This is a genomic window from Fictibacillus sp. B-59209 (assembly GCF_036216745.1).
GTDB classification, from domain to species: Bacteria; Bacillota; Bacilli; order Bacillales; family Fictibacillaceae; genus Fictibacillus_C; species Fictibacillus_C marinisediminis.
On the sequence record NZ_JARMMC010000029.1, the window covers coordinates 28,901 to 50,821 of the forward strand.

General features: G+C 39.3%; 19 protein-coding genes and 1 pseudogene. 15 read left to right on the forward strand and 5 right to left on the reverse strand.

Annotation, left to right across the window (positions count from 1 at the left end; translation table 11 throughout):
• Positions 1–54 precede the first annotated feature (54 nt).
• Complete coding sequence (locus P4361_RS20335) at positions 55–534, forward strand: GyrI-like domain-containing protein (protein ID WP_328090744.1); 480 nt, start codon at positions 55–57, stop codon at positions 532–534.
• Between the two features lie 22 nt (positions 535–556).
• Positions 557–1,018, forward strand: coding sequence for a phage tail protein (locus P4361_RS20340; protein WP_328090745.1), 462 nt, complete (start codon positions 557–559; stop codon positions 1,016–1,018).
• Positions 1,019–1,123: 105 nt separating this feature from the next.
• Here P4361_RS20340 and P4361_RS20345 read toward each other — a convergent pair whose 3' ends face one another.
• Positions 1,124–1,996: a LysR family transcriptional regulator gene (locus tag P4361_RS20345; RefSeq protein ID WP_062239034.1), complete on the reverse strand. Its 873-nt coding sequence runs from the start codon at positions 1,994–1,996 to the stop codon at positions 1,124–1,126.
• 176 nt (positions 1,997–2,172) lie between these two features.
• Between P4361_RS20345 and P4361_RS20350 the strand changes: the two genes are divergently transcribed.
• Entirely contained in the window at positions 2,173–3,381 is a 1,209-nt protein-coding gene (locus P4361_RS20350) for an MFS transporter (protein WP_328090748.1), read from the forward strand.
• 106 nt (positions 3,382–3,487) lie between these two features.
• On the opposite strand, the gene P4361_RS20355 is transcribed toward P4361_RS20350, so the two are convergent.
• Both P4361_RS20355 and P4361_RS20360 read right to left on the reverse strand, forming a co-directional pair.
• The gene (locus tag P4361_RS20355; RefSeq protein ID WP_328090749.1) at positions 3,488–3,856 is read right to left on the reverse strand and encodes a MerR family transcriptional regulator; all 369 of its coding nucleotides are present in this window, start codon (positions 3,854–3,856) and stop codon (positions 3,488–3,490) included.
• A 10-nt stretch (positions 3,857–3,866) separates the two neighbouring features.
• Positions 3,867–4,577 (reverse strand): SDR family NAD(P)-dependent oxidoreductase, encoded by a 711-nt coding sequence (locus P4361_RS20360; protein WP_328090750.1) that lies wholly within the window; start codon positions 4,575–4,577, stop codon positions 3,867–3,869.
• 321 nt (positions 4,578–4,898) lie between these two features.
• Between P4361_RS20360 and P4361_RS20365 the strand changes: the two genes are divergently transcribed.
• Complete coding sequence (locus P4361_RS20365; RefSeq protein ID WP_328090751.1) at positions 4,899–7,709, forward strand: DEAD/DEAH box helicase; 2,811 nt, start codon at positions 4,899–4,901, stop codon at positions 7,707–7,709.
• A 5-nt stretch (positions 7,710–7,714) separates the two neighbouring features.
• Here the strand turns inward: P4361_RS20365 and P4361_RS20370 are convergent, their stop codons facing one another.
• On the reverse strand, positions 7,715–8,128 hold the full coding sequence (locus P4361_RS20370) for a (deoxy)nucleoside triphosphate pyrophosphohydrolase (RefSeq protein WP_328090753.1): 414 nt from the start codon (positions 8,126–8,128) through the stop codon (positions 7,715–7,717).
• Positions 8,129–8,296: 168 nt separating this feature from the next.
• Here P4361_RS20370 and P4361_RS20375 point away from each other — a divergent pair, with 168 nt between their 5' ends.
• The 7 genes from P4361_RS20375 to rbsK all read left to right on the forward strand — a co-directional run bounded on the left by P4361_RS20375 (position 8,297) and on the right by rbsK (position 18,181).
• The gene (locus P4361_RS20375; protein WP_328090755.1) at positions 8,297–9,361 is read left to right on the forward strand and encodes a hypothetical protein; all 1,065 of its coding nucleotides are present in this window, start codon (positions 8,297–8,299) and stop codon (positions 9,359–9,361) included.
• 2 nt (positions 9,362–9,363) lie between these two features.
• On the forward strand, positions 9,364–11,370 hold the full coding sequence (locus tag P4361_RS20380) for an McrB family protein (protein WP_328090756.1): 2,007 nt from the start codon (positions 9,364–9,366) through the stop codon (positions 11,368–11,370).
• Positions 11,354–13,138, forward strand: a complete 1,785-nt coding sequence (locus tag P4361_RS20385) for a DUF2357 domain-containing protein (protein WP_328090757.1) — start codon at positions 11,354–11,356, stop codon at positions 13,136–13,138. The genes P4361_RS20380 and P4361_RS20385 overlap by 17 nt, the downstream gene beginning before the upstream one ends.
• A gap of 242 nt (positions 13,139–13,380) precedes the next feature.
• The gene (locus P4361_RS20390; RefSeq protein WP_328090758.1) at positions 13,381–14,430 is read left to right on the forward strand and encodes a LacI family DNA-binding transcriptional regulator; all 1,050 of its coding nucleotides are present in this window, start codon (positions 13,381–13,383) and stop codon (positions 14,428–14,430) included.
• Positions 14,431–14,814: 384 nt separating this feature from the next.
• A complete protein-coding gene (fucP, locus tag P4361_RS20395) occupies positions 14,815–16,161 on the forward strand; it encodes an L-fucose:H+ symporter permease (RefSeq protein WP_328090759.1) in 1,347 nt (448 codons plus the stop codon).
• Between the two features lie 64 nt (positions 16,162–16,225).
• Positions 16,226–17,248: an aldose 1-epimerase family protein gene (locus P4361_RS20400; protein WP_328090761.1), complete on the forward strand. Its 1,023-nt coding sequence runs from the start codon at positions 16,226–16,228 to the stop codon at positions 17,246–17,248.
• A gap of 12 nt (positions 17,249–17,260) precedes the next feature.
• Positions 17,261–18,181, forward strand: a complete 921-nt coding sequence (rbsK, locus tag P4361_RS20405; RefSeq protein ID WP_328090762.1) for a ribokinase — start codon at positions 17,261–17,263, stop codon at positions 18,179–18,181.
• Between the two features lie 51 nt (positions 18,182–18,232).
• Here the strand turns inward: rbsK and P4361_RS20410 are convergent, their stop codons facing one another.
• Positions 18,233–18,433 (reverse strand): hypothetical protein, encoded by a 201-nt coding sequence (locus tag P4361_RS20410; protein WP_328090764.1) that lies wholly within the window; start codon positions 18,431–18,433, stop codon positions 18,233–18,235.
• A 77-nt stretch (positions 18,434–18,510) separates the two neighbouring features.
• Between P4361_RS20410 and P4361_RS20415 the strand changes: the two genes are divergently transcribed.
• From P4361_RS20415 to P4361_RS20430, 4 genes and pseudogenes are all read left to right on the forward strand, one after another.
• Entirely contained in the window at positions 18,511–18,735 is a 225-nt protein-coding gene (locus tag P4361_RS20415) for a hypothetical protein (RefSeq protein ID WP_328090765.1), read from the forward strand.
• 170 nt (positions 18,736–18,905) lie between these two features.
• On the forward strand, positions 18,906–20,993 hold the full coding sequence (locus P4361_RS20420) for a DUF262 and DUF1524 domain-containing protein (protein WP_328090766.1): 2,088 nt from the start codon (positions 18,906–18,908) through the stop codon (positions 20,991–20,993).
• Between the two features lie 186 nt (positions 20,994–21,179).
• On the forward strand, positions 21,180–21,575 hold the full coding sequence (locus P4361_RS20425) for a VOC family protein (RefSeq protein WP_053355925.1): 396 nt from the start codon (positions 21,180–21,182) through the stop codon (positions 21,573–21,575).
• A 130-nt stretch (positions 21,576–21,705) separates the two neighbouring features.
• Positions 21,706–21,780 (forward strand): annotated as a pseudogene (locus tag P4361_RS20430) (DUF1801 domain-containing protein); the annotation flags it as partial.
• Positions 21,781–21,921: the final 141 nt, after the last annotated feature.

Sequence of the window (21,921 nt, forward strand, 5' to 3'; positions counted from 1 at the left end):
CTATTAAGCGATGAATACAAATCATTAAAAAATTTGAGAAGAGAGGTATTGAACATGGCGAATTATACGCTGGAAGAAAAAGAAGGCTTTACCGTGATCGGTCTTGGAACAGAGCTGAAGAGCGATTACACAGACTATGCAGGCATTCACAAGGAAAAGGCCGACTTTTGGGAGGCGGTCAGCCAAGATGGAAGGCTCGATACGTTAAAAGGAATGGCGTCCAATGACTATGTTTTTGCCGTGAACGAGGCGGTGAACAACAAGATGATGCATTATGCCGGCGTCATGACAGAGGAAACGGCACCGGAAGAAGCAAGAGTGATCCAATTTCCTAAAGGGGAATACGTAGTGGTGAAGGGCGAAGGAAAGTCAGCTGATGATTTGAACAACAAGCTTGCTGGTATTGCCTTTGGGCAAGTCCTGCCAGAAGCAACGAATGTTGCCTATGTTGGCGGACCCAATGCATCAGTTGAGATGGGGAAGCGAAACGGCCTGATCTATGGTGAAATGTGGATTCCTGTTGTCAGGAAATAAGAAATAAAAAGGAGAGATGGAAATGTCCACTATCGTTGATTTTAAAAATGTGTCTGCAGCTGGATTAGAGTCTTCACCTGTTGTAGAAGCGCTTGCTGGGCTGCGTGCGAATGAAGCCCGTTACTTTATGAACAAATACAAGCATGAATTTACGGTCGTACCAGCGAGCGAAAGCCAAGAAACACTTGATTATGTGAATCGGATTCTAAAAGAACGCGATATCGAGTTTGCAGCCAAACCGCTGGAAACCTCAAGATTTCAAGTGGAAAATATCAAATTTGCCTACGTCTTCTATGAGGACGGTCTTGCGGTCAACGTCATGTATACGGTTGATAACCCCAAGAAGCGGGCAGTCGGTTTCAAGCTTTCAGATGGGATGGAGATCCCAAAGGAGCTGGAAGGCAAGTTTAAGTTTGCGAGGCAGAAGTCTAAACTGGCCGGAACCATTCGGGGCTCGTTCTTTGTCATTAAAGGAGAATATTAAAGTAAGCGCAGTACTCAAGCATGGCTTACCCCCTAAATTAGGCAGAAACCGATGAAGAATAAATGAAGGCAACAGACACTTTGTGCTCTGTTGCTTTTTTAATGCTTATGAATGTTCCAACACAAACTTCTTAAATTTCTGTGTGGCGGGTGAGACATATCTTCCATCTACCCAAGCAATCCCGATCGTCCGTTGGCAATGCGGATTTTTAATGGGGATTTTTTCGATTTTGCTTTGGTCTGTCCCTTTTAAATTCGGGAGTATGGAAATGCCGAGGCCTGCGGCAACAAGCGCTGCCACGGTATCTGCTTCTTCTCCTTCAAAGGTGATATTAGGTGTGAGACCCGCTTCCTGAAACAATTGTTCGACTGTGATGCGAAGAGAGAATCCTTCTTTTAAATGGATAAAAGATTCATCCGCGATTTCTTCCAGAGTAATGCTCATCTTATCTGCGTATTTATGGTCTTTCGGGACAATGACATAAAGCTCCTCGTTCCATAGCGGGCTCCAGACAATGGGGGATTTGCTCTCCATCGGCGCTATGAGGCAGAGGTCAAATTCCCCCGCCATCAGCTGGGAAATCAGCTGATGGGAAGGCCCTTGGCCCAGGCGGAAATTAATCTTGGGATAGGATTGGCGAAAAGAAGAGAGCAGATCGGGAATACGGCCAGTACTCAGGGTGTGTAAAAATCCGATTGACACTTCCCCCTGTTCAGGATCAAGGAGGTCCTGAATTTCCTGTTTTCCTTCTTCAAATTCTTTCATGATGTTGTCCACGCGCTGTAAAAAGAGCTGTCCATATTTATTCAGTCGGATCGATCGCCCCTTACGTTCAAACAACGGTACCCCGATTTCCTCCTCAAACCTGGTAATCGAACGGCTGAGGGCGGGCTGGGTAATGGACAGGGCTTCTGCCGCACGTGTGACATGCTGCATGCGTGCCAGTGTCCTAAAGTATTCAAACTGCTGCCATTCCAATCGATAACACCACGTTTCTTTTAGATTATATATTACATAAATACATTAAAAATATGATTATAATGAATTATACATCATAAGAGGATGATGCTACTATAGAAATATGGAAAATAAAAATTTAAAGGGATGATAGAGATGCAACAAGATGAATGTCAAACCAATGAGATGATAGCAGTATGAGCTACATTCAACAGGGAACACCGCTTTTTCGAAAAACCAGCATGGCGTTTTTTGCCGCTGGCTTTAATACATTTGCGATTCTTTACTGCGTACAGCCGTTAATGCCCGAGTTCACAAAGGAGTTCAGCATTACACCCACAACAGCAAGTCTGTCTCTTTCTGTAACCACGATCGTACTTGCTGTCAGCATGCTGATTTTTGGTTCATTGTCCGAAGTTTGGGGGCGAAAACCAATCATGGTCATTTCCATGCTTGCAGCTTCCGTGATTTGTATTTTTACAGCGTTCAGCCCTAATTTTCACGTTCTGCTGATTTTACGGACGCTGGAAGGGATATCGCTTGCCGGACTGCCTTCCATTGCCATGGCGTATCTTGGGGAGGAAATCGAACCCAGAAGTCTCGGAACCGCAATGGGGCTTTATATATGCGGAAATTCAATCGGAGCGGTGTTTGGAAGAGTATTCTCAGGGCTGTTGAGTGATCTCGTGAGCTGGCATGCAGCGATAGGAGGAATCGGAGTCATAAGCTTAGTGGCTACCCTCATTTTTTGGAAGAGCCTGCCGTCTTCACAGCATTTCAAAGCACGTCCATTACAGATTGGGAAGTTAGGAAAAACACTTGTTGACCATCTGAAAGATCCCGGTCTCGTTTGCCTATTTTTTTTGGGATTTTTACTTTTGGGGAGCAACGTCGCGTTATTTAACTACATCGCTTACGTATTGCTCGGAAAGCCTTATTTGCTTAGCCAAACCATTGTCGGCTGGATTTTCTTGATCATGATTATTGGAATGTTCAGCTCGGTCTGGACCGGGAAATGGGTAGACCGCCACGGGAAGCAAAGAATACTATTCATTAACTTATTGCTTGCTTTAATCGGTGTTGGTTTGACGTTGGACACCTATTTATTCATTAAAATGCTGGGGCTCGGAATGTTTACCTATGGCTTCTTTGGCAGCCATTCCATTGCAAGCAGCTGGGTTGGCCAACGTGCGACACATGACAAAGCGCAAGCCTCTTCACTCTACTTATTTCTTTACTATACCGGCTCAAGTGTAGGGGGAACACTCGCAGGATTCTTCTGGAGTGACTTCGGATGGGTAGGCGTGATCAGTATGACGGCAGGCTTCCTTGTGATTGGTGTAATGCTTTGGGCTCTTGTTTCAAAAATTGGACAGAATGGAAAGAATGTTACTGAAGTAGCTTGAATTTAAAAGCTTTTAGAAAAGCAGTGGGATTCTCACGTGAGATCTCACTGCTTTTTCATTGAAGGACAAACTACAAAGAAATGGAGTTTGTCCCTTTTATGTTTCTCTATTGATTTTCCTTCTGCTCACATTCAAGCCTTGCGATCTTCTGCTGGATTTTCGTTAGATTCTCTTTCGTACGCTGGATTTGCTGCAGCAAATGGATCTCTTGCTGCTTCATCATTTCCAATCTTTGAGGAATCGTCTCGTTCCCATCCATGCACCAGTCCACGAACTGCTTGATCTCTCTGATGGGCATTCCGGTCTCCTTTAAGCACAGAATCATCTCAAGTAATTTTAGGGAATCCTCTTCAAAGACCCGGTCTCCCTTTTCCGTCCGTTTCAGAAAGGGAAGCAGTCCCTGTTTGTCATAGTAACGCAGCTGGGAGATGGACAGCTCATTAATGGCTGCAACCTGTCCAATCGTATAATTCACCGTCTTTCACCTACCAAGGAATTACTCCGTTTTTATCAAGTATTTTACCATGATAATTCACTTTGCTTAACGCGTGGTTCAAAATAATCTCCGCACCACCTGCCGTTGTTTTGCCTCCCGGTGCATTTCCGTTCAAGTCCGTCGTTGTGAACCCAGGGGTTACACCGAAGATTTCAGGACCATCTGCACCGAGCTCTTTACCGAAGGCCAAGGTTAAGGAATTGACAGCGGTTTTAGATGAATTATACCCCAATAAATTAAGCTGTCCTGCTTCACCATTGTTAAACATCGTCTGGGAGGCCATATCGGTCGTGACGTTCACGATCTTCCCACGCTGTGATTTTTTTACCAGCGGCAAAAAGGCTTGAATCATTTGAAATGTGCCAAAGAAGTTAACGTCAAATGCTGAACGCAGGGTCTCTACTTTCAATTCACTCGGCAGGATATTGAAGTCGGGAGCAATCCCCGCGTTATTGATCAGTAAATCCAAGTGATCGCTCATCTCAAGGATATTATTCTTTGCATGTTGGACAGATTGTATATCCGAGATATCGACCTGAACAAACGAAACATTCGAAAAGCCCAAGGATCGCACTGCTTGCTGCGCCAGTTCCTCATTCCGCGCTCCCAAGAACACGTGATATCCTTTCTCCGCCAGCTGCCGGACAAGCTCATACCCGATTCCTTTGTTAGATCCTGTAACAAAAGCAAATTTAGTCATATGTTGAATTCCTCCAATGATTTCTGATTGAGATACCATTAAAGATACAGCCTAGACCTAAGTTTAGGTCAAGGGTTTTATGGCAGTAAAATTTATATATAGTTTTTAATAATCATAATGAAAATATTATTTCGGATTTTCCATATATTACATTAATGTTTATGGGATAATGATCAAGGGGTTTGAAATGAAATCTTTTTAGAACTGTTCTTATTTTTTTGTAGAATAACATCCTGTTTTTAGATTTTTTGGTTTAGATTAGATAATTTTGGTGAACAGGATTAACATCTTTTTATTCTGACTCAAGAAGGTTGGAGCTATATGGAATTTGAAAAGAAACTAATTGTAAATTCAGAGAAAGAAAATCTGCTTACAGAACTAATTACCTCAATAAGTGAATGTAAATCATTTTGTTTTAGCGTAGCCTTCGTGAATTTTAGTGGACTCCAACTTTTATTAGATCCATTAAAAGAAGCGCAGGAGAGAGGGATTAAAGGAAAGATAATTACCTCTACATATTTGAATTTTACAGATGCCAAAGCTCTCGAGAGGTTAAGTAAATTCAATAACGTTGAACTTAAAGTTTTTGTTACAGACAAGGAACTAGGCTTTCATACTAAGGCCTATATTTTTGAATACAGTGATTGTTATAAAGTAATAATCGGTTCTTCAAATATTACACAGAGCGCATTGAAAAGTAATGTTGAGTGGAATGTTGAAATTGTTGCTAAAGAAGACGCTCATTTTATCAAAAAAGTGCTAAATGAATATAATCATCTTTGGGGTTATAGTACGTTGGCTAACGCTGAGTTTATTGCTCATTATGAAGAGTTTTTGAAGAGCTTAAAGAGAAGTGAGCTGACCCAGCAGGTGATTTATGAAAATAAAAATTATATTATTCCTAATCGAATGCAGAAACGTGCAATTGAGAACTTAGATCGTCTACGACACTTTGGGGAAAGTAAGGCATTAGTCATTGCAGCAACTGGAACAGGAAAGACATATATGTCAGCTTTTGATGTGAAAGCGTACCAGCCTCAAAAGCTATTATTTGTTGTACATAGAGAAGAGATTTTACGAAAAGCAAAAGAAACCTTTGAAACTCTCCTACCTAATAGTAAGAAGACATTTGGTTTATTGACAGGGAATTACAAGGAAAAACATGCTGATTATGTGTTTGCTACTATTCAAACACTATCAAAATGTTATAAAGAATACTCTAATGATTATTTTGACTATGTCATTATTGATGAAGCGCATCATGCTACTAGTCCATCGTATCAAGGTGTTTTAGATTACTTTAAGCCAGACTTTACTCTCGGAATGACAGCCACTCCTGAACGTTGTGACAGTGGAAATGTATTTGATTTGTTTGATAATAACGTAGCGTTAGAAGTTCGGTTACATGAGGCGTTAGAGGATGAATTAATTATTCCTTTTCATTACTTTGGAATAACTGATATTGATTCTGTAGATTTAAGTGATGTTAATATTGATGATATTGCTGAGATTACGAAACGACTCAAAGTGAATGAACGAGTAGATTTTATTATTGAGAAAATGAATTTCTATGGACAGGATGGAGAAAAAAGAAAGTGTCTTGGATTTTGTGCAAGCATTGAGCATGCACAGTATATGTCTACTGAATTTAATGCTAGAGGCTACAAAAGTGTCTGCTTATTCGGAAGCCATTCTCCAGAGCAAAGGGAGCAATATGTTCGAAGTTTAGAAGATGATCAGGATGAGCTTGAATTTATATTTACAGTGGATATATTTAATGAAGGGGTTGATATTCCTTCAATTAATTTAGTATTAATGCTGAGGCCAACAAACTCTCCAATAGTATTTATACAACAGCTGGGGCGAGGGCTACGAAAGCATGCGAATAAATCATTCCTAACAGTTCTTGATTTTATAGGCAATCATAACAAAACGTTTTTAATTGCTATGGCCTTAAACGGAAGTCGTTATTATGACAAAGAAAGCTTAAAGGTTGCTATTGTGACAGGCTTTGCCAATGTGCCCGGATGTACTCATATTCAGATGGACAAAATCTCTCAAGAACGCATTTTACAACAAATCGATAACGAAAACTTCAATTCAATGAAGTATTTAAAGGAAGAGTACTTTGAATTTAAGAAACTAAATCAAGGTCATATTCCTTATTATCTAGTTGATTACTTAAAATATGACGGTGCTCCAGATCCGATTAAATTCATTGATAAAGAGAAGTCGTACTTACAATTTGTAGCCAAGGTAGAAAAGCATGATAAGTTAAAAACTCTATTACTAGATGATTTGTTTGAAAGCTCGATTAAAGAATTATCTAGCATGCTCCCTCTCAAGAGAATCTATGAGTTCGTTGTTATTAAGTATCTATTAGACTACGACGAAATGGATATCCATACAGCAAAAATGGAAATCTTAAAAATGATTAAGCATGTGGATGATGATAGCATTCTGCATGCCTTTGAGTGTCTTAATCAAAACTACTATGATAGTGGTCAAAAGAAAAGTAAGCCAAAGCTATTTCAGTTACAAGATATGGTGCTCAGGAAAACGGAGCCTTTTGCAAATCTCTTACTGAATGAGGAGTATAAAAGGTATATTGAAGATGCTATATTATACGGTATCTTCAGATATGAAAAAGAATATAAAGAAGAGTATTACGGTGTTCCTCACTTCAAGCTATATGAACAGTATCAAATGATGGATACCGCATTTCTTTCAAACTTTAGAAAGACTCATAGCTCTTTTCGGGGATCTGGTTTACTAGCCAATGGTAAAGAATACTTTTTATTTATCGATTTACATAAAGAAGAGAGTATTAAGGAGAGCTTAAACTATAAAGACAAGTTTCTTGATGAGCAACATTTCCAATGGCAATCTGTAAATAATACAACACAGGCGTCAGAAAGAGGACAAAATATCATTAAGAATAAAGAGAGAGGCGTAAATCTCCATTTATTTGTTCGCAAATTTAAGCAACTAGATAATAAAGTGGAGCCCTACATTTATATAGGGAAAGGTGATTCTATTGCTTATGAAAGCGAACGGCCTATAACTGTAAAAATTAAATTAGAGAATGAAGTGCCCGCTAGCCTTTATAATGAATTCACTATACAAGTATAGACTTCTCAGTTGAGAAGTCTTTTTTTTAGTTCTTCAATTAATCCTTCAACAGCTGGTATGTCAGCAGGTGCCCACTTTAATGAGGATAAGTTATCTCTTTTTAACCAAATAAGAGTGGAATGCTCACTAGGTATAGGAGTCCCCTCGACAATTTTACTTTTAATCGCAATTAAGTTAATGGTGAAGGAGTCATATTCGTGAGTGTGATCATTAAAGTAATCAATAGTCTCAATGGTGCACCCTAACTCCTCTTTAATTTCCCGCTGAAGTGCAGAAAACATATCTTCACCTGACTCAACCTTTCCTCCAGGAAACTCCCACATGTTGGGTATAGACATTTCCGGTGACCTTAAGGCACATAAAATTTCATCTTTTTCATTTTCAATAATTGCAGCAACAACTTTAATGATTTTTTTCAAAACGTTCCTCCACAGAGATTAAAAGTTTATTTTGTATATAATAACATAGTTTTGAGGAGGGGTATTTATCATTTATTATTAGAAATTATCAAAATATGTTAGAAATTGTAATGTTTTGTTGGTATAATTTATCTAGGTAAAAATTACCACGAAACAAGGGGGATCATCATGAATGAAAAGGAAATATGGAAATGGATATTCGAAACAATGCCTCAGGGAGAGTTATTAACACTAGGAAAAACATGTAAAGTTAAAATAGCAGGGTTCAGGCAAATCAATTGGAAATCACAATTCAAAATCCTTAAACCAAAATTAATTAATAGTCTATTAGAACCACTTAAGATTAAAGCAATAAAAGAAATTACCAGAATGGAAGTTGAAGAAAATGATGAATATTACGAAATATTGACCAGTACAGAAACAAATTTAATTAATAATATATCCAATCAACAAGATGGAAGAAAAATATTGAGAATTTTATTATCTTCAATAGAAGAAGATAAACACAAACTGGCTTACACTTTGTTTGAAAATAAAGTACAAGGACTCCCAAATGAAGAGATAGAGGGGAAAAATGAAAAAAGTGAAGTAAAAACAGATGAAAAAAAAGAAAGAATTGTAAGTAAAGATATCAAATCACTTGAAACTCAAGTAAAGAAAAAAGAGATACAAATACAAGAATTGCAAAAGATAGCTTCAAAGGCAGAAAACAATTTAAAAAAAGAACGAGATAAGTGGGAGAAGGAAAAAAAACAATATCTTGAACAGATCCAGAATCTTAGAGAAAAAACTACAAATCAAGAAAATCAAATAAATGAAGATTTATCCAAAGTAAATTCGTCAAGTAAGGAAATATCTAAGCTTAATCAAATTCTCGTGGAAAAGCAGGATGAAATAAATCGCCTTCATGCTATATGCTTAACATTAAAATCGAACGAGCAAGTGGCTGTTACTGTAGAAAAACCCAAAAAGAAAATAGCTCTAATTGGGAATGAGAGAAGTCTTAAAAATGTTAACTGTTACAGCCACAATCCTGAAATTATTGAACCCGCAACTATTGATGAAATTGATAACAATGAAATTTGGAGTAAATTTGATGAAATTCATGTTATATCATTCGAATTAACATCAGGTAGACTTAGAAAACTTAGAAATATGGCACCTAATGAAGTATTAAAAGAATTTAATACAATACATAACTTAATTAGCTATGTAGATGCACAGGGGGTATAAGAATGATTAATCACAAAACATGGGATGTATTTTTATTAGGAACTTTAGCTGAAGATGAATATGTTGAACAGGAAACAGGCCGTAGAAAAGGTATATTTATTAACAGCCAGAATGTCATACAATTCTTAATAAAAGTTATTTCACAAGAACCGGATAATTTTCCAAATGAACGGTTATTTACGGGCTATGCTACAGATTTGGAGCCTTATGGATTTGTTGATGATTTAACAAAAATGGATTACCAAAGAGAAGAAAATTTTGTGAATTTTATTAGCGACTTTGTCCTTGTTTTTAGTCCTGCCAAGAAAATGACTACATCACAAAATGAGGTATATCATGCTAAAGATCTACAATTAAAAAGAAAAGTTGATAGCCATCTCGACAACGACACTTTGGTTCCCTTACCAGTTTTTAGCCAACAAAAGCATGGATATGACTATGAGGAATTTATTCAGCGTTTGTTGTCCAAAAGGTATGTGGGAAAAGTAGATAAGCTCTCTATCGAGCAGAATGATACACCACAATATATTTTATGGAAAGACGATAATGGTTCATACAAGGTAGTTGGAGATTTTGATAATCACTCATATGCACATGGGGGTTTTTGTTTTACATATGCAGATCAATTAAGATTAACAAGCTTAACGGATGACTGGATCGATGAATCTTATGAAGTAAATGATTCTATTATTTTTATAAATATTAATATGTTTGATTCATTGGAAGATCTGTTAAATCTGGATAATGCAGAAATTTTGGAACCAATAACTATTGCATCTGAAGAAGTTGCAGCTGCAGTTGCTGATCCTCCGGTACAAAAAGTAAGCGACTTAACGATGAACACCTTAAATACTTCTATATTGCCTGTTGATCATCAACCGATAGTAATAACTGATGAAACTGAGGACGAAGAGCATAAATTCATTGAACAGTTTATTCTTGTTACACGCGATAATGGGTTGCAGTATGAAGAAAAAGATTTAATTAATTTTCATACCGCAATGAAAACTTCTAATCTTGTTATTCTTCAGGGAATGAGTGGGACCGGGAAATCAAGATTGGTTTCCTCCTACGCAAAGGCACTCCAGATTCATAATGATGAGCAGCTAACCATTATACCTGTACGTCCTGCCTGGAGTGATGATGCAGACTTAATTGGTTATGTAGACTCCATGCACATGGTCTATCGACCAGGTGATTCCGGTTTGGTTGATACATTAATTAATGCATCCAAAGAAAGAAATAAGTTGTTTATTATAGGATTTGATGAAATGAATCTTGCCAGGGTAGAACATTATTTTTCTCAATTTCTATCTGTACTTGAAATGGAACAAGGTCGACGCGTATTAAAGCTTTATAATGAGAGCCTTGAAAACCGTCTTTACAATTCAGCCCAGTATCCTTCTTCTATTCCAATAGGAGAGAATATTATGTTTGTTGGGACTGTTAATATTGATGAATCAACTTATCACTTTTCTGATAAGGTGCTTGACCGCTCAAATGTTATTTCATTAAACGTGCTTCCTTATGATCAATTGAGAGAAATAAAAGAGGAACGGAAAAGAAATGACAGTTATGATAAAATCTCCATTCAGGCATTTAGTGGGTTTAAAAACAACAGCCAGGTTTTGCAACTTACAAGTGAAGAAACTGATTTACTTTGGGAACTACACACGGAATTTCAAAAAATTACTGTTAATATGGGGATAGGCCCACGTGTTGTGAGACAAATTGATATGTATCTAAAAAATTTACCACATAGTCTTTATTTAAATAGAAGACAAGCCTTTGATCTACAGCTGGTACAGCGTATTTTAACAAAAGTAAGAGGGCCGGAAGAATTCTTAAAAAATTTAATTGGGACTTACAATATAGAAACAGATGAACTCTCTGAAAGTTTATTAAGTGATATTTTATTGAAATATAATAATGTATCTGATTTTGAAAAAACATTTAAAATTTTAAAGCATAAAGCGAAAGAGTTGAAAGTTAATGGATACACTTTCTAATCTCCCATTTATACTGGAATTTAAAATTGGAAATAAACTTCCTAATCGAATTGTAGACTTTTATAGTGATGAAAACTCTGTCTCTGAAGATACTTTGTTAGAAATTACTGAAAATGTACCAGTAGAAGTTCTTTTTAAAAGTGAACATGAAGATTCAAAATTATTTTTTGAGGGTCTGGAGTCTATTCCAGAAAGGTTTGTCGAGGAGGAGGATGGAATACCTTATCTTGCGCCTGCTGAGTATCCTATTAAAATTTTTAAACAAGAATCTTACCCATTAATACCAGGGAAGTACCTATTGCGTGTGGACTGTCTGAGTATTAGTTATTACACTCTTGTAGCAGTAAAGCCTAATCGTGTTACGGAAGAACAGTGGGAGATAATGAAGGAAGAGGTTGAGGAGCAACTTTCGGGATTAGCACAAGATCTTATAAAAAGCAGAATGGGGTTAGTATATAAAGAGTTGAAAATGCTTGCTCCAAGGCAAATCAGTCAGTTTCTCATCCTTCAAAAACATTATGCAAAAGCACTTGCCGCTATTACTGATTTATATACGAAAGCAAACTATAGGATCAAGAAGAATTATCAAATGGTTCCTATTGAGAGGGTTAAAACAACTGATGAAAAGTCAGTAATTCATCGATTAAAATATCCTGAAAAACAGACCGAGCTTAAATCTCCAATTAACACATTTGAATATGATCTACCGGAAAATCGTTGGGCCAAAAAAATTGCTCAGTTTGTAATTATTAATTTGAAAGAATTTAATAATTTAGTTACAAGTTATGCAGAAAATATAAAGTTCGAAATTGACTATGAATTAAGGCCGTATGCTGAATTTCAAGAAAACACTAGGAACGTATTAATCGAAAAAGAAAAAGTACTATCAAAACTTGAAGAGTATTTAATTGTTACAAAAAAAATACAAAATGCTTTTCAAATGCTTCAGTCTGCTAAATGGTATCATGAAGTAAATGAACACAAGCCATGTCCTTTACCTCATGTTATGCAGCTAGATGCACGTTATAGAGTGCTTTACCAAATGTATAGAGAAATGAAGCAGGAAAAGCCTGAACTAGGCATTGATCCTATTTATGCTTTGCAATGGAAACGAACAGACAAATTATATGAAATCTGGGGATTTGTCCAACTCGTAAATGCAATTAAAGAGCTGGAGTTTAATCCGATAAACGGCTGGATATATAGTGGAGCGTTTAACCAACAAAAAAACTTAATACCGAATTTAAATGGTGGAACTACCATAACTTTTAGAAATGAAAAATTAATTCTCAAGTTAACATATGATGGAAAAATTCCTTATCAGCGGCAGGATACAGATCCTTTGAGTGAACCTTTATATATAAGTAGTAATAATAACCGTCCTGACTCCAGATTAGATGTATATGAGGAAGATATATATATTGGCAGCCTTATTATTGATTTTAAATATAGGTCAAAAAGAAGTGTATGGGATTTAGGGATCGTAAATACCAGTCATAAAAGCAAAACAATGTCTCAATTGTTAAGCTATGGGAGTTCATGTAAATCTATTCATTTATATGGTGCAAATAATGGTATAACCCACAATAACCCAATTCAAGAGGTATGGGCTATATATCCATCACAATACAATTCCAACCATCCTATAGAAGATTATGAGGATCATCATTTGCGTTTGATAAAGCTTAGTCCAATACACAATAAAGACTATTTGAAGACAGCTTTTCAAGAAGTAATAACAAAATTAATAAGCAGAAGAAATAAATAGAGATTTAGATGATTCACTTTGAAATAGCTCCCACCCAAGGGAGCTATTTCATTTAGTATGATTTAACATGTAAACGCATACAAAAACTTCTTGCTTTCTATCTTTAGTCATGCTAAATTATACCCAAGAACAAAAATCTAAACGTTTACATTATGATTCAAACCGGACAACTAAGATAAAGCAGACTAATTCTATTTTTTTCTGTAAAAATCTAAACGTTTACATTTTAGGAGTTATGTCCAATGGAAGGTAAGGCGAATATTCAGGATGTTGCGAGAAGAGCGAATGTGTCGATTGCGACGGTTTCTCGGGTGATCAATAACCAGGGCGGCGTGCGCAAGGTGACGGAGGAGAAGATCCTTAAAGCCATTCAGGAGCTCGGGTATATCCGCAACGCGGCGGCCCGGACGATGAAGAGCAAGGATACGAAGACGATCGGTGTCATTGTCCCTGACATCAGCAACCCGTTCTTTCCGCTCGTCATGGCCGGGATTGAACAGAAGGCCCGGGAGAAAGGGTACTTTGCGATCTTGAGCAGTACGAATGAGTCGCCGGTCGTGGAGGAAGAGATTCTGAGGAACTTCATTGAGCGCGGTGTGGATGGTGTCATCATTACGACGGCCAACGAGAACGGCGACCATCTAAAGCAGCTTCACGAGCAGGGCATTCCGATGGTGGCGGTTGACAGAAGCATCCAAAGCTATGACGTCGATACGGTGCTGGTCGATAACGTGAAGGGCTCCTACCAGGCGGTTCAGCACATGATCCTCCAGGGGCATGAGAAGATCGCAATCATTTGCGGTCCGCAGAACACGACGCCGGGGCGTGAGCGTTTCATTGGCTACAAAAAGGCGCTCAAGGATTACAACCTGAAGCTGGACGAGCGTTATATTTTTCAAGGGGACTTTGGAGAGCGAAGCGGCTATCAGGCAGCTCACGAGTTTTACTCCCAGAACGACCGTCCGACTGCCATCTTCTCGTCCAACAACTTGATGACGACCGGGTGTGTGAAAGCCATCGGTGATCTGGACTGGAAGCTTGGCGAGGAAATCTCGTTTTTCGGCTTTGACGATGTGGATATTGCCACGTTCCTGAACCCGAAGCTCAGTGTTGTTTCACGTCCGATGAATGCGGTGGGGGAGATTGCATTTCAGCTCCTGCATGAACGGATTCATTTTAAGGGGGAGATGCCGAAGCGGGAGTACAATCTGTCACCGGAACTCATTATTCGTGATTCCTCCCGGCTGCGTTTTCCGAAAGGTGCACACACTGGACAATCTCTTAAAAAGTAAATGAGGCACTGGAGCAGGTCACTCTGTGCCTTCTTGTTACCGGTTATCTGTAAGCGCTTTAATAAAGGCTCTTTTCTCAAAGATTGTTGCTTTTGGAGTTTATTATATACTTCATTGCTAAGAGTTGATTGGAGTGCAAGGTGAGAGACTCCTCGAAAATGAATTTCACATTTTCTTCGTGCGATATAACGCTGCCGAAGCTTTCCTTGTCCTGCGGGAGTAGCGTGACAGGTGAGACTAGGTAGGCGTTTACGCCGGTCACAGGCTCACCGCACGCTCCGCGGAAAGCGAGCGGCCTGGAACGGAAATCAACGGCCCACAAGTGCAACAAAGATTAAGAAAACAGCCTTAATAAACTAAAAGTTAGAAAAGGGGATGTTACACATGAAGAACAACCAATTGATTCAACTGCCGGACGGTTACTTGAACCGCACACCGATTTTCCAGTTTATCCTTGTATCACTGCTGTTTCCGTTATGGGCGGTAGCAGCGAGCTTGAACGATATTCTCATCGCGCAATTTAAACATGTGTTTGAATTGAGTGATTTCGCAAGCGCTTTCGTTCAGAGTGCGTTTTACGGAGGATACTTCCTTGTAGCGATTCCGGCGTCGATGGTCATCAAGAAAATGAGTTACAAGTTTGCGATTATGACAGGCCTTCTGTTTTATATCGTCGGCTGCTCGTTGTTTTATCCGGCGTCACACATGGGGACGTACACGATGTTCCTGGTTGCGATCTTCGCGATTGCGATTGGGCTAAGCTTTTTGGAAACGGCGGCGAATACGTACAGCTCGATGATCGGGCCGCGACAATATAGCATTCTACGCTTGAACATTTCTCAAACGTTTTATCCGCTTGGTTCTATCGCAGGGATTTTACTCGGAAAGTACCTGGTGTTCCAGGAGGGGGCAAGCCTTGAATCACAGATGGCGAAAATGTCTCCGGCTGAAGCGCATGCGTTTGGGTTGAAGATGCTGCAGCATACACTTGAACCATATAAATATATTATTTTCGTACTGATTGCCATGTTTGTCTTGTTTGCCTTGACGAAGTTCCCGATCTGTAAGCCGGTTGCGAATCGTGCAAAGAGCGCAGAAAAGGCACCAGGAATCGGTCAGACGCTCAAATATTTGGCAGGCAACAAACGCTTCAAAAAAGGGATTGCAGCACAGTTTTTATATGTAGGAATGCAGGTAGCCGTTTGGTCGTTCACGATCCGTCTGGCACTTGATCTGAACCCGGATTTCAATGAGAGAACGGCTTCCAACTTCATGGTCTATAGTTTTGCGGGCTTCTTTGTCGGCAAGTTCATCGCGAACTTCCTGATGGCACGCTTCTCATCTTCAAAGGTCTTGTTCGGTTATTCCATTCTCGGATCGGCGATGCTGGCATATGTCATTCTCGTGCCGAACATGACGGCAGTTTACGCGGCCATCGTAGTAAGCATGCTGTTTGGACCTTGCTGGGCAACCATTTATGCTGAGACGCTTGAAGTGGTAGATAAGAAGTACACGGAAACAGCAGGAGCGATCCTCGTAATGTCGATTGTCGGCGGCGCGGTGATCCCGGCACTTCAAGGGTACGCATCTGACGCATTTGGCTCCATGCAGACGGCGTTCCTCGTATCGATGGCATGTTTCGTATATGTCGGCATTTACTTCTTTGGTGAAATGAAAAAACAAAAATCTATGGTGAAGAAGACAGATGAAACGATCGAAGTGGCTCGATAAAAATAGAAAACCTGCGGGGCAGCCGTTGCTGGCTGCCTGGACGGGTTAATTTAGCAGGAAAGGGATGCTAGAAATGAGAGGAACCATTGAACTTCAGCGCGAATTTTTTAAAGAAAGCAAAAAAGTAATCTATCGAGATCATGAATTTACAGCAAGCCTATTCCGCTATCCGTCAGGGGTGGAGGCGATTGAGCTGACCAACTCACGGGGGCGAATGGTTGTGCTGCCGTATATGGGACAGATCATCTGGGATCTTGAGTTTGACGGTACAGATCTGAAGATGAAGAACATGTTCTCACAGCCGAAAAAGGTCAATGCGATCGTGGATACATACGGTTGCTTTGCGTTTCACTCCGGCTTGATCGCCAATGGCTGTCCTGGACCTGACGATGACCATGAACTGCACGGTGAAATGGCTTGTGCCGAGATGGACCGGGCATGGCTGGAAATCAGTGAAGAAGGAATCAGTGTTTGCGGGGAAACGGAGTATGTGAAAGGTTTCGGACATCACTATTTAGCGTCTCCGAGTGTTAAAATGATGAAGGAAAACTCATTCATTGAGATGAATATGAAGGTGAAGAACCTGTCAGGGTCCGACATGCCGCTTCAATACATGTGCCACACGAATTATGCGTATGTGGATGGTGCAGAGATGAAGCAGAACATGCCGGACGATTGCTTAGTGCTTCGGGAATCGATTCCAGCCCACGTGAAGCCGACCGAACAATGGCTGGCGTACAATAAAAAGCTGTTGAGCGGGGAAGAAACGCTGAACGTGCTGAACAAGCCGGAGATGTATGACCCGGAGATTGTCTTTTTTGCGGATAAGCTGGATGCCTACGGTGAGGAAGCAGTATTTGAGATGACGTCACCGGATGGCACGTCATTTTTCACGAAGTTCTCAACTGCGGAATTGAACCATGCGACACGCTGGCTTTTGCATAACAGCGACCAGCAGGTAGGCGCATTCGTCCTGCCTGCGACATGCCGGCCGGAAGGATTTTTGGCCGCAGAAAAAGCAGGAACACTGATCACGTTAGGTGCCGGGGAAGAGCGTTCCTTTACGGTCGTGACCGGGAAGAAATAAGGAGGAAGAAACATGGATATTGCAGTGATCGGATCCAACATGGTGGATCTCATTTCATACATTGATAAGATGCCGAAAGAAGGAGAAACACTTGAAGCGCCGGACTTTGAAATCGGATGCGGCGGAAAAGGAGCGAACCAGGCAGTAGCGGCAGCGAAACTTGGCTCCAACGTCATGATGGTTACGAAAGTCGGAGATGATTTGTTTGCCGACAACACGATCAACAACCTGGAGAAGTACGGCATTGATACGGAATTTACCGTCAAGGTGCCTGGCACCTCAAGCGGGGTTGCGCCGATTTTTGTGGATCCTGAGTCCAAGAACCGCATCCTGATCATTAAGGGAGCGAACCAGCATCTTGCACCAGAAGATGTGGATGGGGCGGCAGAAAAGCTGAAACAGTGCTCCCTTATCGTCCTGCAGCTGGAGGTTCCGCTTCCTACCGTATACCGTGCCATTGAGTTTGGAAACGAGCATGGGATTCCGGTGATTTTAAATCCGGCACCGGCCTCAAAGGAACTGGATTTTGAGAATGTTTGCAAAAGCGACTTTTTCATTCCGAACGAAAGCGAACTGGAAATCTTAACAGATATGCCGGTGGACACCGACGACCAGATTCGAGTGGCTGCCATGACCTTGATCCAACGGGGCGTGAAAAACGTGATCGTAACGATGGGAAGCCGGGGAGTGATGTGGGTGACAAAGGATGATGTTCAAACGGTCGCTTCACATAAGGTTGATGCAATAGACACAACGGGTGCCGGCGATGCGTTCATCGGCTGCTTCTCTCATTATTTTGTACAGAGCGGTGATGTGCTGGAGGCGATGAAAAAAGCGACGGCGTTTGCGGCATTAAGTGTGATGAAGCGCGGGACACAGACTTCATATCCTGGTTTGGAAGAAGTAGAAGAGTTTTTAAAAGAGAGAGTTTAATAAATAAAACAAAGAAGCAGGTCCATTTTGTACCTGCTTCTTTGTATTTTATTATCCTTTGTACAGCTTAGGAAGCTTCAGTTCCTGTTCTGGTGTTGAATTTTTGCTACTGAATCGGCTAATCGTCAGCCCTACAACTGTACCGGCAAGTACGGGTATGACCCATTCCAATCCTACAAAAGATATCGGCAGGAATTTGAGTTTGTGTGCAAAAGCGATTTCTTGTTTCCGAATGAAAATGGCTAACGACATGCCGTTGGAAACCGATGTACAATGACCCTGATCGAGCGCGGCTTGAAGAATGTCATCGTTACGAGGGAAGCCAGAGCGTGATGTGGGTGACTAAGGATAATGTCAAAATGGTGGCTTCCCACAAAGTGAATACAATTGACATAACGGGTACAGGCGATGCGTTTATTGGTTGCGGTAATGTACTGGAAGCGATGAAGGCAAAGGCATTTGCAGCACTCAGTGTAACGAAGCGCCACCGACTTCGTATCCATGCCGTGGAGGAATTTGAATGGGTTATTCAAAGAGAGAGTTTAAATCAGTAAGACATCGGCCTAGTTGGTCGATTTTTTTGATTTTTTTTTCGTTGTTAGTAAGGAGTTAGTGTAATAAAGGGTATGTAAAAAATGAAGGTCGTGTTTCTTCTTATTACGCAGTTTCAAAAAACCATTTGTTAGTTCCTGATTAATAATTGACAAAAAAGGGTGATGATAACGTGAAAGCTTCTGAAACCAACCTATTGAAATTCCTTCAAGGAACAAAACAATTTATAATTCCAATATATCAAAGAAAATATAGCTGGACTACAGAACAATGTAAGCAATTATGGAATGATATTGTTCGCGCTGCTAAGAATGAAAATATAAAAGGCCATTTTGTTGGTTCAATTGTTTATATAGAAAAAGGATTATATCAAATTTCAGCAGTGCCTCAGTTGCTTGTTATTGATGGACAACAGCGTATGACCACACTTACTTTATTATTACATGCCTTGAGCAAGGCTATAAATAACAGTGAACAAAAGCATGATGTTACTAGTAAAAAAATTATGAATTACTATTTAGTGAATAATGATGAAGAGGATGAACTTTATTATAAACTTCTTCTTACTCAAACGGATAAAGACACTCTACTTCGATTGATCGATGAGAAAGAGATTCCTGAAGAATATTCACAAAGAATTTATGAAAATTTCCATTTCTTTTTGGAACAGATTAAAACAAGTGAGATTGACTTGAATTTACTTTTTCGTGGCATATCTAAGCTAATAGTAGTTGATATATCTCTCGATAGAGATCATGATAATCCACAACTGATATTTGAGAGTTTGAATTCTACGGGCCTGGATTTGTCTCAAGCAGATTTAATCCGCAATTATGTTTTAATGAAACTTGAGCCCAAAGAACAAGAATTACTTTATAAAAATTATTGGGATCCAATGGAAAAGGGATTTGGTAATCTTAACGATTCGTCCATATTTGATAGGTTTATGCGAGATTATTTAACCGTAAAGACGGGTCGTATTCCGAATATAAGAAACGTCTATTCTGACTTTAAAGAATATGTAGGTAAGCAAAAGGATTTTACAATAGAAGAAGTTTCAAAAGATATCTATCAATTCTCCAAGTATTTTGTACACTTAGCTTTCCAAACCGAAAAGGATAAACAAATCAATGAAGTTTTAAAAGATATAAATTCCTTAAAAGTTGATGTTTCGTATCCTTTTTTACTTGAAGTTTATGATGATTATTACAAACAAAAGTTATCTAAAGATGAATTTATTTTAATTTTAAAATTGGTAGAGTCATATGTTTTTCGCAGAGCGATATGTGGAGTACCAACAAACTCTCTTAATAAAACCTTTGCCACAATGAGTAAGGAAATAAATAAAGAAAAATATTTAGAAAGTGTGCAGGTTGTTTTTGCACTTAAGGACTCCTATAAGAGGTTCCCTAACAATGAAGAGTTTATAAGAGAACTAAAAGTAAAAGACGTATACAATTTTAGGAACCGGAACTATTTACTAAGGAAGTTAGAGAATTACGAACGAAAAGAAATTGTCGATATTGAAAAATATACGATAGAACACATTCTCCCTCAAAATGAAAATCTGTCTCCTGAGTGGAAAAATAACCTTGGGGAAAATTGGCAAGAGATTCAAAAAACATATCTTCATACATTAGGAAATTTGACTTTGACCAGGTATAACTCTGAATTAAGTGATAAACCATTTAAAGTGAAAAGAGAATTGGAAGGTGGGTTTGCTGATAGTCCTTTACGTTTAAATAGAGGTTTGGGAAGACTTGAAACATGGAATGAACAAGAAATTGAAAGTAGAGGACAAAGACTTGCGGAACAAGCAGTATTAGTTTGGGGATCTCCACAAGTGTCAGAAGAAGTCTTGTCACAATATAAGAAACAGTTTGCAGATAGTAAGAGCGACTCCTATTCAATAAATGATTTTCCAGAATTATCGGGTTCTAAGCTAATATTATTTGAAGAAATTAGAAAAAGAATATGTAACCTGGATAGTTCAGTAAGAGAAGAGTATAAAAAGCGTTATATAGCTTATAAGACTACAACAAACTTTGTAGATATCATTCCCTTAAAAAGTCGCCTTAGTATAATGCTTAACATACGTTTCAGTGAAATTCATGATCCAATAGGAATCTGTAAAGATGTTACCAATTTAGGCAGATGGGGAAATGGTGACGTAGAGTTTGGGGTTTCAGACATCAATGAAATTGAAGATGCAATGTACCTTATTCAACAGTCATTTGATAAACATAGGGATGAAGACTAACAATTTCTTATGGCTTTTAGGGAAGTGTGATCGTAAAACTTTAAAATAAAGTTTTACGGAAAAAGCGAGAAAAAGCATGAAAACCCTATAAAAAATTGAATTTATTCCCAGGGTTGTTATACTAGTTAATAGGATAGTGTAAGCGCACTCAATGATTGCTGATTCTTGAAAAAATAGGAGGGAATCATGGGAAGATTAGTTCATTTTGAAATTCATGTAAGTGACATGGACCGTGCAAAGAAGTTTTATGGAGAGGTATTCGGATGGTCATTCCAGGATTGGAGTGAGTATGCAGGAATGCCTTACTTTGGAGCAGTAACTGGCGATGAGAGAGAACCTGGAATCAATGGTGCTTTGATGCAGCGGCAAAGTGCTTCTCCGGAAACCAACCAGGCGTTAAATGGATTTGCTTGTACAATGGGAGTGGAAGATTACGATTCCACGGAAGCTAAAATTATGGAGCATGGCGGCAAGGTGGCAATGCCCAAATATGCATTGCCTGGAATGGCGTGGCAAGGATACTATATTGATACAGAAGGAAATATATTCGGAATTCATCAACCCGATGAGAATGCAAAATAGAATACTTGAAATCTGATAGAATAAATAAAACCAGAAGGTAGTGATTCCTTCTGGTTTTTAGCTGTTATTAAGAATACAACCCATTATAAATGTCTAATGGAGCTGTTCGGCAAAAAAAGGAGAGATCAATATGTACGAATTAAAAACCAAAGAAACCGACAGCAGTGTGATCGAGTTTATTGAAAATGTGGACCTAAAAAAACGTGGACTGGGTGTATTCGTTCAGCTGGTCTTCCGGCTTTTCTCTTTTGAAACCACGGCCATCCAGCATGAGAACCTTGGGCAAACCTTTAAAGCTTAGGCTGTTTTTGAACTCCAAATTAAAATAGAAGGGGCTGTCCAAGAA

What these genes read in the sequence shown, in the direction of transcription:
- P4361_RS20335 (WP_328090744.1), top strand. Translation starts at nt 55, where the DNA reads ATGGCGAATTATACGCTGGAAGAAAAAGAAGGCTTTACCGTGATCGGT.
- P4361_RS20340 (WP_328090745.1), top strand. Translation starts at nt 557, where the DNA reads ATGTCCACTATCGTTGATTTTAAAAATGTGTCTGCAGCTGGATTAGAG.
- P4361_RS20350 (WP_328090748.1), top strand. Translation starts at nt 2,173, where the DNA reads ATGAGCTACATTCAACAGGGAACACCGCTTTTTCGAAAAACCAGCATG.
- P4361_RS20360 (WP_328090750.1), bottom strand. Translation starts at nt 4,577, where the DNA reads ATGACTAAATTTGCTTTTGTTACAGGATCTAACAAAGGAATCGGGTAT.
- P4361_RS20365 (WP_328090751.1), top strand. Translation starts at nt 4,899, where the DNA reads ATGGAATTTGAAAAGAAACTAATTGTAAATTCAGAGAAAGAAAATCTG.
- P4361_RS20375 (WP_328090755.1), top strand. Translation starts at nt 8,297, where the DNA reads ATGAATGAAAAGGAAATATGGAAATGGATATTCGAAACAATGCCTCAG.
- P4361_RS20380 (WP_328090756.1), top strand. Translation starts at nt 9,364, where the DNA reads ATGATTAATCACAAAACATGGGATGTATTTTTATTAGGAACTTTAGCT.
- P4361_RS20385 (WP_328090757.1), top strand. Translation starts at nt 11,354, where the DNA reads ATGGATACACTTTCTAATCTCCCATTTATACTGGAATTTAAAATTGGA.
- P4361_RS20390 (WP_328090758.1), top strand. Translation starts at nt 13,381, where the DNA reads ATGGAAGGTAAGGCGAATATTCAGGATGTTGCGAGAAGAGCGAATGTG.
- fucP (WP_328090759.1), top strand. Translation starts at nt 14,815, where the DNA reads ATGAAGAACAACCAATTGATTCAACTGCCGGACGGTTACTTGAACCGC.
- P4361_RS20400 (WP_328090761.1), top strand. Translation starts at nt 16,226, where the DNA reads ATGCTAGAAATGAGAGGAACCATTGAACTTCAGCGCGAATTTTTTAAA.
- rbsK (WP_328090762.1), top strand. Translation starts at nt 17,261, where the DNA reads ATGGATATTGCAGTGATCGGATCCAACATGGTGGATCTCATTTCATAC.
- P4361_RS20410 (WP_328090764.1), bottom strand. Translation starts at nt 18,433, where the DNA reads ATGTCGTTAGCCATTTTCATTCGGAAACAAGAAATCGCTTTTGCACAC.
- P4361_RS20425 (WP_053355925.1), top strand. Translation starts at nt 21,180, where the DNA reads ATGGGAAGATTAGTTCATTTTGAAATTCATGTAAGTGACATGGACCGT.